The 12,998-nt window shown below is 53.0% G+C and carries 15 protein-coding genes and 2 pseudogenes; 8 read left to right on the plus strand and 9 right to left on the minus strand.

The annotated features are described in order from the left end of the window. Position 1: 1 nt before the first annotated feature. A complete protein-coding gene (locus ACP5PX_RS00250; protein ID WP_428082799.1) occupies positions 2–442 on the minus strand; it encodes a metal-dependent transcriptional regulator in 441 nt (146 codons plus the stop codon). 222 nt (positions 443–664) lie between these two features. Between ACP5PX_RS00250 and ACP5PX_RS00255 the strand changes: the two are divergent. Continuing rightward, a pseudogene (locus ACP5PX_RS00255) lies at positions 665–1,062 on the plus strand (pyruvoyl-dependent arginine decarboxylase). On the opposite strand, the gene ACP5PX_RS00260 reads toward ACP5PX_RS00255, so the two are convergent. The 4 genes from ACP5PX_RS00260 to ACP5PX_RS00275 are packed head-to-tail and all read right to left on the minus strand — an operon-like array spanning position 1,057 to position 5,074. Further along, on the minus strand, positions 1,057–1,983 hold the full coding sequence (locus ACP5PX_RS00260; protein ID WP_428082801.1) for an MBL fold metallo-hydrolase: 927 nt from the start codon (positions 1,981–1,983) through the stop codon (positions 1,057–1,059). The pseudogene ACP5PX_RS00255 and the gene ACP5PX_RS00260 sit on opposite strands and share 6 nt — an antisense overlap. Then, positions 1,943–2,329, minus strand: coding sequence for a DUF134 domain-containing protein (locus tag ACP5PX_RS00265; RefSeq protein WP_428082803.1), 387 nt, complete (start codon positions 2,327–2,329; stop codon positions 1,943–1,945). Before ACP5PX_RS00265 ends, ACP5PX_RS00260 begins: the two co-directional genes overlap by 41 nt. A 44-nt stretch (positions 2,330–2,373) precedes the next feature. Then, a complete protein-coding gene (feoB, locus tag ACP5PX_RS00270; RefSeq protein ID WP_428082804.1) occupies positions 2,374–4,338 on the minus strand; it encodes a ferrous iron transport protein B in 1,965 nt (654 codons plus the stop codon). Positions 4,339–4,354: 16 nt separating this feature from the next. After that, positions 4,355–5,074, minus strand: coding sequence for a DtxR family transcriptional regulator (locus ACP5PX_RS00275; RefSeq protein ID WP_428082806.1), 720 nt, complete (start codon positions 5,072–5,074; stop codon positions 4,355–4,357). A 142-nt stretch (positions 5,075–5,216) separates the two neighbouring features. On the opposite strand from ACP5PX_RS00275, the gene ACP5PX_RS00280 reads away from it, so the two are divergent. The 3 genes and pseudogenes from ACP5PX_RS00280 to ACP5PX_RS00290 all read left to right on the plus strand — a co-directional run. After that, positions 5,217–6,905, plus strand: coding sequence for a 2-oxoacid:acceptor oxidoreductase subunit alpha (locus ACP5PX_RS00280; RefSeq protein ID WP_428082808.1), 1,689 nt, complete (start codon positions 5,217–5,219; stop codon positions 6,903–6,905). Beyond that, on the plus strand, positions 6,896–7,744 hold the full coding sequence (locus ACP5PX_RS00285; RefSeq protein ID WP_428082810.1) for a thiamine pyrophosphate-dependent enzyme: 849 nt from the start codon (positions 6,896–6,898) through the stop codon (positions 7,742–7,744). The genes ACP5PX_RS00280 and ACP5PX_RS00285 overlap by 10 nt, the downstream gene beginning before the upstream one ends. A 289-nt stretch (positions 7,745–8,033) precedes the next feature. Beyond that, positions 8,034–8,099: pseudogene (locus ACP5PX_RS00290) on the plus strand (4Fe-4S binding protein); the annotation flags it as partial. Positions 8,100–8,143: 44 nt separating this feature from the next. Here the strand turns inward: ACP5PX_RS00290 and ACP5PX_RS00295 are convergent. The 4 genes from ACP5PX_RS00295 to ACP5PX_RS00310 form a co-directional block, all read right to left on the minus strand. Then, the gene (locus ACP5PX_RS00295; RefSeq protein ID WP_428082812.1) at positions 8,144–8,656 is read right to left on the minus strand and encodes a ferredoxin-thioredoxin reductase catalytic domain-containing protein; all 513 of its coding nucleotides are present in this window, start codon (positions 8,654–8,656) and stop codon (positions 8,144–8,146) included. Beyond that, the gene (locus ACP5PX_RS00300) at positions 8,653–8,931 is read right to left on the minus strand and encodes a glutaredoxin family protein (protein ID WP_428082814.1); all 279 of its coding nucleotides are present in this window, start codon (positions 8,929–8,931) and stop codon (positions 8,653–8,655) included. Before ACP5PX_RS00300 ends, ACP5PX_RS00295 begins: the two co-directional genes overlap by 4 nt. A 141-nt stretch (positions 8,932–9,072) precedes the next feature. Next, positions 9,073–9,498, minus strand: coding sequence for a ferritin-like domain-containing protein (locus tag ACP5PX_RS00305; RefSeq protein ID WP_428082816.1), 426 nt, complete (start codon positions 9,496–9,498; stop codon positions 9,073–9,075). 148 nt (positions 9,499–9,646) lie between these two features. Further along, positions 9,647–9,799: a hypothetical protein gene (locus ACP5PX_RS00310; protein WP_428082818.1), complete on the minus strand. Its 153-nt coding sequence runs from the start codon at positions 9,797–9,799 to the stop codon at positions 9,647–9,649. A 334-nt stretch (positions 9,800–10,133) separates the two neighbouring features. Here ACP5PX_RS00310 and ACP5PX_RS00315 point away from each other — a divergent pair, with 334 nt between their 5' ends. From ACP5PX_RS00315 to porB, 4 genes are read left to right on the plus strand one after another with little or no spacing between them, the layout of a single operon-like run. Then, the gene (locus ACP5PX_RS00315; RefSeq protein ID WP_428082965.1) at positions 10,134–10,661 is read left to right on the plus strand and encodes a pyruvate ferredoxin oxidoreductase subunit gamma; all 528 of its coding nucleotides are present in this window, start codon (positions 10,134–10,136) and stop codon (positions 10,659–10,661) included. Further along, positions 10,658–10,918 (plus strand): 4Fe-4S binding protein, encoded by a 261-nt coding sequence (locus tag ACP5PX_RS00320; protein WP_428082820.1) that lies wholly within the window; start codon positions 10,658–10,660, stop codon positions 10,916–10,918. The genes ACP5PX_RS00315 and ACP5PX_RS00320 overlap by 4 nt, the downstream gene beginning before the upstream one ends. Continuing rightward, positions 10,915–12,096 (plus strand): pyruvate synthase subunit PorA, encoded by a 1,182-nt coding sequence (porA, locus tag ACP5PX_RS00325; RefSeq protein WP_428082822.1) that lies wholly within the window; start codon positions 10,915–10,917, stop codon positions 12,094–12,096. The genes ACP5PX_RS00320 and porA overlap by 4 nt, the downstream gene beginning before the upstream one ends. Further along, on the plus strand, positions 12,096–12,968 hold the full coding sequence (gene porB / locus ACP5PX_RS00330; RefSeq protein WP_428082824.1) for a pyruvate synthase subunit PorB: 873 nt from the start codon (positions 12,096–12,098) through the stop codon (positions 12,966–12,968). The genes porA and porB overlap by 1 nt, the downstream gene beginning before the upstream one ends. Positions 12,969–12,998: the final 30 nt, after the last annotated feature.

The raw sequence follows: 12,998 nt of genomic DNA on the forward strand, positions 1-12,998 counted from the left end.
TTCAACCCTCCCGTTTACATCTTACGTCGGTGAAGATGGTTTTCTTGCAGGGACATGATGTGGGGTGTCCATAGGTGCGACAGATGGTATTAATCAGTTCCATCGAGGCATGATAATCCAGTTTAGAAGCCTCTTTACAAGCGCTCTTGGGGTCGTACTTTAACAAATCCGCAAAGAGCACCTCCAAGATGCGGTGTTTTCTTAGCAACTTTCGGGCCTCTCGTTTGCCTTCCTCAGTCAACTCGACGCCTCGATAGGGCCGGTGGACAAGTAACCGTTTCTTGGAAAGATTTCGCAACACTTCAGTTACCGTGGCGGGTCGAACTTTGAAAATTTTTGCGATACTTGTGGTACTGACATCCGATGAGCCCTCAACCTGCTTTCTGTAGATCAACATTAGATACTTGGTCTCTGTCTCTGTCAAAGCTGCTTCCGCCTTCATCATTATCAGAAAATTTAGGATTTACCTAAATTTAACATTTTTGGTTGATAAGACGCAAAAACTTACGTGGCGACGATTTAAAATCCAGACGAAACATCAAAAAATGAGTGTATGTCAGAAGTTGCTTTAGATGAACTTTGCCAAAATATTTGTTTTTAACCCGCGGTGCCGGACATGATCGGGAAAACTAAATCATTTGAATATGCACTGGAAAGGGCCGGGATGGCAAGGTTTAACTTGGTCTCAGTCTCAAGCACTATCCCGCCCGGGTGTAAAATGATTAGCCGCGGAAAAGTTTGAAAATGCTCTCATACGGGCAAATTGTCTTTGGAGTTTTCGCCAGATGTTGCGGCAACGAAAGGGGGCGCCTGATATCAGCGAGTATCGGCTGTGCGATACCTGCGAACAAGAACACCTATGAGTACATCAGCGGACATGATGCCTGCGGGCAAACCGCGAATGAAGCGGGCGACTATGCTGAAGATCTGGCCGCATCAACGCCCGCTGGCTTCCTAGGCCTAACTTTCGATCCTGAGAAAATTTGGAATGAGAGAAAGCAGATTTGGAAAATTTCGGGGAAAATAGTAAGAACCACCAACATCACCCAGACTACCCTATGAAGAAAGGAATGTGGTCAACGGTCTTTGCCGCGACTGTATTTGTTCTGTAATATTCTTTGGTCCACCAAAAGTAACCGAATCGCCTGTCCTAATCCTTCGACAATTTTTCCCAAACAGGCTAACAAACTTCGCGACGGCCCTGCTGCCCGTGCAGTGGCACGGCATCAGCGATTCCACGCTGAACTCCTTAAATTTCCCGGCGGTCCAAGTTATCCTTCCCGTGTCTGATTTATACAGATGAAAGCCACCCAAGACCGCGTGCAAGCAGCTGGAACCGGTCATCCTCTGAGCGCTTTCAATCGTGTTAACTATTCCAGCATGAGCACAGCCGGTGATGACCAACAACCCCGCGCCCTTGACCCTCACAAAAAGTGCCTGATCGTCAGGGAGGTTGTCCTTAACAAGCCTTCCCTCCCTCTTTGTCCTGAAACCCTTAACCTGCTCCAGCCGGTTGGTTCTTTTAATTTCACCGCTGACCCAGACACCTGGGACCAATTGGTAAGGTTTTTTATTTCGGATCAAAATACCGCCGGCGCTTTCGAGCTCCGCAGCCGTGCACGGCATGCCGATCTTCTTGGGCTTCTTCTTTTTTAACACAAATTTTGGTTCAAGCGCCTCTGGATGGAGAATTATGGGCAATTTTTTATTGATAAACTTCAAAACACCAAGAAGCCCGCCAGTATGATCGCTATGTCCATGGCTGAGGGCGATGTAATCCACTTTCTTCAGGTCAACACCAAGCCTTCTGGCATTATCCAAAACCGCCTCCGCCTCAGGCCCGGCATCGAAAAGCAAATGGAGGCTGCCTCGGGCCGATTCAACTTCGATAAAAAAGGATAGCCCATGCTTCGCAACAAGGTCGGGCCTCCTTTTGGTGTCCTCAATCAGAACCGTAAGTTTCAGGCCATCTATCCCGCGCAAGTTCTCCCTCCTCCGGTTCCTGCGGTGGCCTATCGGCGATTATCAGAGGCCTGCGCTCGACCATCATCTGAACGACCTTTTTTCTGGCGCTCTCCAGACAGCGCCACACGGTGCCGCGGGAGATCTTCATCCTCTGGGCGACCTCATCCTGATTCAGGCCCTCGATGTAGGTCAGGCGGAGGGACTCGTACTCATCGTAGGAGAGATAGATCGGCCCTGAGGTGGAAATCGGCCCCTCTCCGGGAGACCAAGGAACGAACATAGTCGGGGCCGGTATGGAGCTGAGAAATCTCGGCTTCATCGGCCTGCCCGGACCGTGCCTTCGCCAGCACCATCTTCGCGGCATGGTATCATTACTTTTGTGTTCATTCGCACATAATAACATTTACCTCAGATTCCCAGAGGGTTGAGGTGATTGAAGATCCCGCCCACCAGCAGAGCGAGGACAAAGGTACCGATTGTTATCAGTATCGCGTCCTTCCATCCCAGCTCCTGCTTGAGGGCCGCCACGGTCGCCGCGCAGGGGACGTAGATTGAGACGACGAGGGCGAAGACAAAAAGCTGCAGCGGCGTCATGAACTCCAGCAGATTTGAGGTACCGGCCAACGCGACCAGCAGAACCAGTGCCCCCTCCTTCCTGATAAAACCGTAAAGCAGCGAGATGATGGTTACCGCGGGCAGTCCGAGCCAGCCCGAGGTAAGCGGGGAAAGCGGGCTTACTATCACGGACAGCAAGCCGGAAACGTCCAGGGCACCTATTGCCAAGCTGCCGAGGATGAGGATCGGGGTGGCAAAGTAAACGAAGTGCTTCATCCTCATCCAGGTCTTACTCAACAGGGGCCTGAGCATGGGGACGCGCAGCGGCGGCACCTCCATTATCATCCCGGAAACCTTACCGCGCAGAAAGCGGTTGAGGAGCAAACCGACGATGAAGATCAGGACCAAGATGATGCCGTAGATTAGAAGCGCGTACTGGACCCCCAAAAAATATCCCACCGTGCCCAAGATGACGGCAGTCCGGGCGGAGCAGGGTACCATGGTGATGAGGAAGTTGGCGATCAACCTCTCCCGCCTCGTCGTCAGCACCCGGGTGGACATAATCGCGGGCACGTTGCAGCCGAATCCGCCCAGCATCGGGACGACTGCACGGCCGTGAAGTCCTATCCGGTGCATCGCTGAATCCATCACGAAGGCCATGCGCGGAAGATAGCCCACATCCTCAAGCAGGGCAAGGATGAGAAAAAAGACCAGAATGTATGGGATCACGACCGCCAAGATCCCGGAAATACCCTGGTTAATTCCGATGTCAAGGACCCGTCCCAGATTGCCAAGAGAAGTAAAAAAGCCGCTGAGAACGGGAGAAACATAGGCATCCCAAGCTCCAACCACCAACCCCTCCAAAAATCCACCCACGTAGATCAATAGGAGGATAAGGGCGGCAAACACGGCCAACATTATCGGTACGCCCGTTCGCATGTTTGAGGTGATGTCGTCCAGACGGTAGGTCCACTTCGGCTTGACCGGAACTATGTCAGTCACCTCCTTCGAAATCATGGCCGCGATCCCATGGCGCTCGCGGGCAATCCTGTAAGCGGACGGCTCCCCGTACTCAACCGCCATTTCCCGCGCCAGCTTTCTCGCCTTCATCAAAAAGCTCTCGCTGCCGGGGAGATCAGCCACGGCCCGGATGAGGTGTTCATCGCCCTCTAAGAGCTTTAGGGCCAGAGTGCGGGCGGAGAGATTGAAAGGGGCCTTGCCCCGGAACTTTGCGATCTCGACCGCGAGTTCCCTTATCGCCTTCTCCGTGTCCCGGCTCAGTGGCAAAACCCGCTTGGGTCTTTTTCCCTCGAGGGCAATCTTTATGGCCTCATCAAAGGCCCTGGCCACGTTTTCCCCGTGGGTGGCCACGGTGGTTATCACCGGCAAACCGAGCTTCTTCGCGAGCTTTTCCGTGCTCGGGTGAAGCCCCTTCGCCAGCGCCACATCATACATATTCAAAACCAGCAGCATCGGACGACCCAGCTCCATCAGCTGCAGGGTCAAGAAAAGACTACGCTCCAAGTTAGAGGCGTCGGCTATGTTCATAATCACGTCGGGCTCCTGTTCCAAGATAGCACGCCGGGCAACCAGCTCATCTTGGGAAACCGCACCAAGCGAATAAACTCCAGGCAGATCGATTACCCTGATGTCGTGCTCGCCGCGCTTCACCCGGCCCTCCATCAGCTCCACCGTTGTTCCGGGATAATTGGAAATTATAACATCAGCCCCGGTGATCTGATGAAAGATCGCGCTCTTGCCCACGTTGGGAGTTCCCGCAAGCGCCACCACTATCTCGGGTTTTTTTGTTTCCGGCACCGAAATCACCAAAGATTTAATGCCAGCCCCGACCGGCACGGCGCCGAACCCTTCTCATCGCTGCCCGCTTCACCAAAATTTTTGAAGCTATGTCGCGGCTGAGCGCGACCTGTATTTTACCGCACTGGAGCATGATGGCCCCGCGAGGGAGCTTTTCTGTCACCATCACCTTAGAACCGGGGAGGATGTTCAACGCCAGCAGACGTTCCACCGCCTCCTTCTCCTCCGGAATCGTCGCCACCGTTCCCCATTCGCCGCACCCCAGGTCTGAAAGAGGTTCCAAGCTTGGCTGTTCCGAATTGCCTCTGGATCGAGGTATGATCCCCCCGTGAGGACAGGTAACCGGCCTTTTGAGGAGTTCGTCAATTTTTTCCGTCAGCTCATCGTCGAAAACATGCTCGAACTCGCAGGCGTGTTCATGGATCCCTGGCAGCTCATGACCAAAGACATCACAAAGCAAACGCTCCGCCAACTTGTGGCGTCGCACGACCCTGATAGCCTCGTCCATGCCGCGGTCGGTAAGCGCGGCCCCGGAACGATCTCGAGTAACCAACCCCTTATCGCTCAGCCGGGAAAGCATCTCGACCACGCTGGGGTCCTTTACCTTAAGTTTCTGGGCTAGCTCGCTCACCTTGACCCGTTGCTTTGCCTTGGACTGCTCCCTGTAGATGGCCTCCAGATACTCCTCCTCCGAGGCCGAGAGCTTGGATCCCTTCCTGCACGCGTGCGGGACCATAGTAATCATTAATTAGGTAAACCTAAATTAATTTAAATCTTTAGGCGAACCTAAAAATCACCGCACGCTAAAAACACGTCAAAGGAAAAACCCAACACAAGGCTTTTAGAAAACATGATCAATTTAATGACGTTATGATACCATGCAGGACGTCTCCATACTCATAGGCGGCCAAGCCGGAGACGGAATGATGAGGGCTGCCGAACTGATTGGCAGAATCTTCAACCGACTGGGCCTTTACGCCTTTGTGATAAACGACTACGGATCGCTCATCCGGGGAGGCCATAACTTTTGCAAGATAAGGGCGGCGGATAGGCAGATTTGGCATCACCGGGATTCTGTGGACCTTATCGCCGCCGTTAACCAAGACACCATAGCCAAGCACCAAAACGAGCTGACAAGCGGTGGCCGCGTTCTCTATGACAGCGACACGGCTAAGTACGAAGGACCCCACGAACCGTTGCCGATACCGCTTACAACAATGGTCAAAGGTGTGGGCGGTGTTCCCATCATGAGAAACTCGGCAATGATCGGCGCCATCGCTGGTCTTTGCGGAGTTCCGTTAAACATTATCGAAGACATCCTCAACCGAGCCTACGGTGAAAAAGCGGCCAAAAACATTGAGCTTGTAAAAATGGGATATGAATTCGCCGGGAAAAATTTCAAGCCAATTCTAAAAATCGAGATAATAAAACGTGATCCAACTCCATTTATCTCGGGAGCAGAGAGCTTGGCCCTCGGAGCGGTCAAGGCAGGGATGAAGCTTTACATCACTTACCCCATGACCCCTTCAACCGCCATCCTGAACTACCTCGGTCCGGCCCAAGACGAGCTCGGCATCGTTTTGGTGCATCCGGAAAATGAGATCGGGGTAGCCAACATGGCGCTGGGCGCGGCCTATGCGGGGGTGAGAACGATGGTCGGCACGGCTGGCGGCGGCTTTGCCCTGATGCAGGAAGCATTCAGCATGGCCGGCCAAGCTGAAATCCCTGTTGTGTTCGTTGTGGGGCAACGGGTTGCCCCGGCCGTGGGAGCACCCACCTACACCGCACAGGCGGACCTAAAGTTCTTGCTCAACGCCGGACACGGAGAGTTTCCACGCATAGTTGTGGCCCCGGGAGATCCGGAGGAGGCGTTCGTGAAAACTGGTGAGGTTATGAACCTAGCTTGGAAGTACCAATCGCCAGCCATTGTCATCGTAGACAAGCACCTCCTGGAGAGTTACATGAGCATCGCGATCGACGAGAATGGGGTTCGGTTGGAACCGGCTGAGTTCGCCGCGGAACAGGTAGAGTATCGGAGATATCGGTTCACCGATAGTGGAATATCACCAATTACATTCCCTGGCAAGAAAGGTGCTGTCGTCAAGGTCACCAGCTATGAACACGATGAGTATGGATACGCTGAAGAAACCGCAGAGGGCATACAAAAAATGCAGGAGAAAAGGTTGCGAAAGCTCTCATCGATGATCCGAGATCTTAAGGAAAGGGAGACGGTGAAAATCCACGGTGATTCAAAGGCTGAAAACCTGGTGTTGGCATGGGGTTCCACCAAAGGGGCAATCCTGGAAGCGATGAACCTCATCGACAGACCGATACGGTTCCTGCAGATCATTTATCTGAGCCCGTTCCCAGAGTGGGAGGTTTCCCGGCATCTCAGAACAGCGAATAATGTTCTATTGGTCGAGGGCAACCTAACCGGTCAACTCGGATCACTGATAGCAGAAAAAACTGGATTCCGCATTAAAAACGCCGTTCTCAAAAATGATGGAAGGCCATTTGACCCTGTTCTCTTGGCAAACAAGATACGGGAGGCGTTCGGATGGAAATGAGGGAATTCGACACTCCGACGAAAAACACTTGGTGTCCAGGCTGCAACAATTTCGGCATCCTAACCGCCGTCAAGCAGGCGCTGGCGGAACTGGTGAATTCCGGAGAAATGAAACCGGAGGAGATTGTAATCCTATCTGGAGTGGGGTGCCACGGCAAGATATCCGATTACATCAAGGTCAACAGCTTTTACTGCCTGCATGGAAGAACGATACCGCCGGCAATGGGGATAAGGGTTGCCAACCAGAAGTTGAAAGTCATTGCTTTTTCCGGCGACGGTGACGCCTACGCCGAAGGAATCAGCCACGTCATCCACGCGGCGCGGAGAAATCTAGACATAACATTGGTCGTGCACGACAACGAAGTTTTTGCCCTGACGACATCGCAGGTGACGCCCACCACCAAGAAAGGATTCAAGACAAAGTCCGCTCCAAAGGGAAGTTTTGAAACCCCACTAAATCCGCTGCATCTCATGCTATCGTGCGGGGCCACCTTTGTGGCTCGCGGATTTTCGGGTGATATAAAGCATCTTAAGTCAATACTAATCGAAGCCGTCAGACACCGTGGCTTTAGCTTCATTGACGTTATTCAGGAATGTGTGACCTTTAACCCAATCAAGGAAAAATACCTGCCCAAAATTTATGATCTCAACAAAGAAGGCCACAAGGTGACAGACTTCTCCGCCGCCTGGAAAAGGGCGAGCGAGATCGAAAGGATACCGATAGGGATCTTCTATCGGGAGGAGAGAGAAACGTACGAAAAACAGCTGCTGAACGAAAGAATCCTCGTGGAAGAAGGACCAGTACCATCGATAAAAAAGGTACTTCAGGAATTCACTTGAATTATTTTGAAAAGCTTAAATCCCGGCGGGAAAAAACTACTTGCATGCCAATTGACCGGGATTTTACGGCGAAGAGAAAAAAGTCGGGGCGCACTTAGGACATGATGTGTTGGGACCGGTCAATTCGCCGAAAGAACTTGGAATCAACGGCACTTCAGTGACAGTTGACTGGGATGTATGCAATGGGTGTGCAACTTGTTCCGAGGTTTTCTCCTGTCAACATATTCGACACGGTTGAGGTGCAAAACATCCCACCCCAAATAGAAAATCTGATCCGGCAAGAGAACCCGACTGCATAAAGTGCCTCGCCTGCAAAAGCAGCTGCCCGACCAAGGCCATCCGGATTGAAAAATAATCCACCGCCAACGCCAATCTTCCAGTACCCAATCACGCCTCAACTCACAAGAACCTCTGAAACCTGTCCTTTTTCGCCCGGCAGATGGGACAAACCTCAGGAGGCTCTTCCCGCGCGCACAAATATCCACAAACAACACAGCGCCACACGGGAAGTGAAATTCCGGAGATTCCAGTGGAAACCGATGCCAACTTTGCCCTTTCCCGCTCCCCAGGCGGCGGGCGTCTTTCCGGTATCGAGCCAATTGTCTTTTTTCCGTCCAGCACTTCTTGGGAGACATAAAGGCCGCAATAGCAGGCACCGTAATCGTTTAGATCTGCGTCCCGGTAATCACAGGGGCAGATGATATCCAAGTCCTCTTCTTTCTTGCCGGAGGCCAATCTGCAGGGGCAGGACCAGTATCCGTATCTTTGTTCGTTTACCAGCAAGCCTTTCACGAGGCTTTTGGCAAACTCGACATCGTTATTGAGGTGGTAGCCTGCTGCCTCCGCCTCCTTTTTCAGCCTGTTGTAAAGATTATCGACGCTTTCCGGAGTTATCAAAACTTCACCGCTCACAGTCCCAGCGCCTTTTTTATCTCCTCCTCCTTAAATCCGACTACAACTCTGTTGTTAATCACGATTGTGGGAAAAGATCTTCTCGGATTCCAACGATCCATTTCCCGCAAGGCCTCCTTTCTGCTTTCGCCGTCTAGAAGGTCTACATCCACATAAAAATAATCAACACCAAGGCTGTCCAAAAGCCTCTTAGTTTTGCTACACCAGACGCATGTGCTCAGCGCGTACAAAACCACATCGCCCCTTTTTCTACCCTCAACATGGTTCATTTTCATGGATCTCCTCTTTCAATCATGATTTCTGTTAGAATATCGAAAAGAATCTCTTGGTTTCTACGGAAGTATGGTCATTGGGCCGGGGCATGAAAAAATTGCCCCAGCGAAGCTTCTGGGCTGGACCCAAACAATCGCTGCCCATTATATTTCTTCCATCAGTGTGGTAAAGGTGTCGTGGTGCTCTTCTTCGTCCTCAAGGATGTGTCTGAAAATCAGATTGGCTACTTCGTCGCCCTCCTTTCTCGCCAACTCTATTATCTTGGTGTACATGCTGATGGCGTTTTCCTCATCCTTTATGTCCTGGGCAATCATCTCTTTGAGGGTCTTGCCTACGACGATAGGCGAAGGCTTGGTCGTGGGCGTGCCTCCAAGGTAGTAAAGCCTTTCGGCTATCTTTTCCGCGTGCTTCATCTCAACTATGGCTATTTTTTTAAGCTCGTCCTTTACGGCAAAGCCCTTTACTCCGCCCCACATGACGTGCTGCCACATATACTGTATCGAGACTTGAAGTTCCCTAGCAATCGCGTCGTTTAACAGGTCCAGCAATTCCTTTGAAACCTTTTTCATTTTTTCACCATCTTATTCTATCCCTCTCAACATTTTAATCTATTTGGAAGCTGTTTTTTATGGGAAGTAGATACCTCAAATGGGTCAAAACACTCCGACTCGGTGAATAAAAAAACAAAAACAACCTGCCACACGGGGCCGTCATAAACTACTTCTTCTTCGCCTTTTTAGCCGGCGCGGTGACTTTTTTCATCGGCACGTCGCAGCAAATCAAATCACAAACTGCACACCCGCAATCCTCTTCAACCGCAACAACGACCCCGCATTTTTCGCACTGATATCTTTCTCCCTTCTTGGCCAACCAAAATCCCCAACAGATCATACAGCTGGCCCATATTTATCAATTTCGGAAAATCTTCGCCCTAACCTGCGAAACCAAGTCCAATATCGACCGCTACGCCGCAACCTTTATCTAGGTGCCTCCACCGGGCTGAAATTACTCGACCCCTTAGGAACCAACAGGCGAAGCAGGAATCTCCTATATTTATCGCTAAATCGGCTGCTGCAGGTAAAAAAAGACCAAGCTTCCTCTTCCGGTGGGAACTAAAACAGGGGACAATTTTCCGTTCAACTCACCGATCAAAATTTATAAGGGAACGCTAACTTTTGTTAAAAGGAAAAAGGGGATTTTCACGATAGAGATAAGATTCCACGGCAGGGGCGGTCAAGGGGCCGTTACCGCGGCGCGCCTTTTGGCAGAGGCCGCCTTCCTCGAGGGCAACTACTGCCAGGCCTTTCCCTTTTTCGGTGCAGAAAGGCGCGGTGCTCCCGTGGTGGCCTTCACCCGCATCAACAAACAGCCCATCCGCACCCGCGAACAGGTCTACAGTCCAGACTATGTGGTGGTGCTCGACCCGACTCTGGTTGAAGCCGTCGATGTGGCCGCGGGGCTGAAACCCGAAGGGATTGTGATTCTTAATTCCAAAAAAGTTCCCGAAAATCTGGAAGGAAAAAAGATCGCGGTTGTGGACGCGACCAAAATCGCCATCGAAAACTTGGGAATTCCGATAACGAACACCACAATGCTCGGAGCACTGGCACGTGCCACCGGCGTGGTCTCACTGGAATCAATCTCAAAGGTGATTGAGAAGAGGTTCGGAAAGCTGGCCGAGAAAAACATTAGTGCGGCCAAGCGAGCCTATGAAGAGACGGTGATCTCATGAAGCTCAAGCCCGGAGCCGTAATAACCGAGCCCGGAAACTCGGAAAAATACGAAACCGGAGGCTGGAGGACCTTCTCTCCCGTAGTCGACCCGGCCAAATGCACCGGCTGCGGAATCTGCTGGCTCTTCTGCCCCGAGGCGGCGATATCTAAAGGCAAGCCGCCCAAAATCGACCTCAGATACTGCAAGGGGTGCGGCATCTGCGCCAACGAATGTCCCGTCAAGGCGATAGCCATGAAGGAGGGCGGTAACCGATGAAACAGATAATCGACGGCAATGAGGCGGCCGCTCTTGCCGCCAAGCTGGCCCGGGTGAAGGTGATCTCGGCTTACCCTATAACCCCGCAGACGACCGTCGTTGAAAAACTAGCGGAATACATCTCCAACGGGGAACTGGATGCGGAGTTCATCAAGGTCGAGTCGGAGCACAGCGCCATGAGTGCCTGCATCGGCGCGGCGGCCACAGGCGTGCGCGCTTTCACGGCGACCTCATCACAAGGACTCCTTCTCATGAACGAGATGCTATACGTGGCCTCCGGGCTCAGACTACCGATCGTCATGACCAACGCCAACCGCTCGGTGTCCGCCCCGCTCAGCATCTGGTGCGACCAGCAGGACTCAATGACGGTGCGGGACTCGGGCTGGATCCAGCTCTACTGTGAGAACAATCAGGAGATCCTCGACACCACCATCCAGGCCTTTCGTATCGCCGAGGAAGTCCTGCTCCCCGTCATGGTCTGCTACGATGGTTACATCCTCTCCCACACGCTGGAACCCGTCGACTGTCCCAGCCAAGAGGAAGTCGACGCCTTTCTGCCTCCCTACCGCTACCCCTACGCGCTCGACCCCGAGAAGCCGGTGACGATGGGGCCCGTCGGCGTCCCCGAATACTACATGGAATTCAGATACCTGCTACAGAAAGCGGTTCAGGAGGCAAAGCCCAAAATCGAGGAAATCGACGCTGAATTCAGAAATCGCTTTGGCCGCGGCTATGGAATTATGGAGAAATACCAAAGCGACGACGCGGAAGTGATAATACTCACCATGGGCTCGCTTAGCAGCAGCTCCAAGGATGTGGTGGATCGGCTAAGAAAACATGGAGAAAAGGTGGGGCTGGTGAAGCTGAAATCATTTCGCCCCTTCCCGGTCGAGGAAATGGTCGAAGCCTTAGGGCGGGCCAAGGCCATCGCGGTGATAGAGAAGGACATCTCCCTCGGCCACGCGGGAGGCCTCTTCATCGACACGGCGGCGGCCTTCGTCAACCGAGGTCGGGCCCCGCTGCTGCTCAACTTTATCTGCGGACTGGCCGGAAGGGACGTCACCTCGGCCCATATCGAGCAGGCCGTCAGAGAGGCACAAATGGCGGCTGAGACCGGTGAGGTCAAGGAAAAGATCAGGTGGTTGGGTCTTCAGGAAAACTTGGTGAGTGATGATTGATGAAGGAGATTTCAGATCTGGAACTGCTGGCCCCGGGCCACCGCGCCTGCGCCGGCTGCCCCTGCGCCCTATCGCTGCGCCACGCGCTGAAGGCGCTGGGCAAGAACGTCATCATCAGCCAGGCCACGGGATGCATGGAAGTAACCACGACGCCGTATCCGGAAACCGCCTGGAGGGTGCCATGGATACACGTTGCCTTCGAAAATGCCGCCGCCGTTGCCTCCGGGGTTTCCCGGGCGCTAAAGGTGCTGGGCAAAACACACGTCAAATCGGTCGCCATCGCCGGTGACGGTGGCACAGCCGATATCGGGATCCAAGCGCTCTCCGGTGCCGTGGAGAGAGGCGAGGACATCCTTTACCTCTGCTATGACAACGAGGCCTACATGAACACCGGAATCCAGCGAAGCGGGGCCACCCCCTTCGGCGCCTGGACCACCACGACGCCCGTGGGTAAGGTTAAGAGGGGCGAGGATCTGCCGAAGAAGGACATGCCGGCAATAATGATTGCCCACGGAGCCCCCTATGTGGCCACGGCCTCGGTCGCCTATCCCCTCGACTTTCAGAAGAAGGTGAAAAAAGCGGCGTCAATTAAAGGCCCCACTTACGTGCACGTGCACGCCCCGTGCGTCCCGGGATGGAGAATCGACAGCAGCAAGTCGATAGAGGTGGCCCGCCTGGCCGTGCTCACGGGTGCCTGGATCCTGTACGAGTTTGAAGCGGGCAAGATAAACGTCACCTTCAAGCCCGCAAAAAGAAGGCCGGTCGCCGAGTATCTGAAGGCGCAGGGCAGGTTCAGGCATTTGACTGAAGAGGAGATGGCGCGGATACAGCAAATGGTCGACGAGCAGTGCCAAAAGTTCGGGATCCCTTAAATTGAGCATCAAAGAGGATTGTCCTCCGAA

The sequence above is a fragment of the Hadarchaeum sp. (SeqCode) genome (assembly GCF_049969415.1).
GTDB lineage: Archaea > Hadarchaeota > Hadarchaeia > Hadarchaeales > Hadarchaeaceae > Hadarchaeum.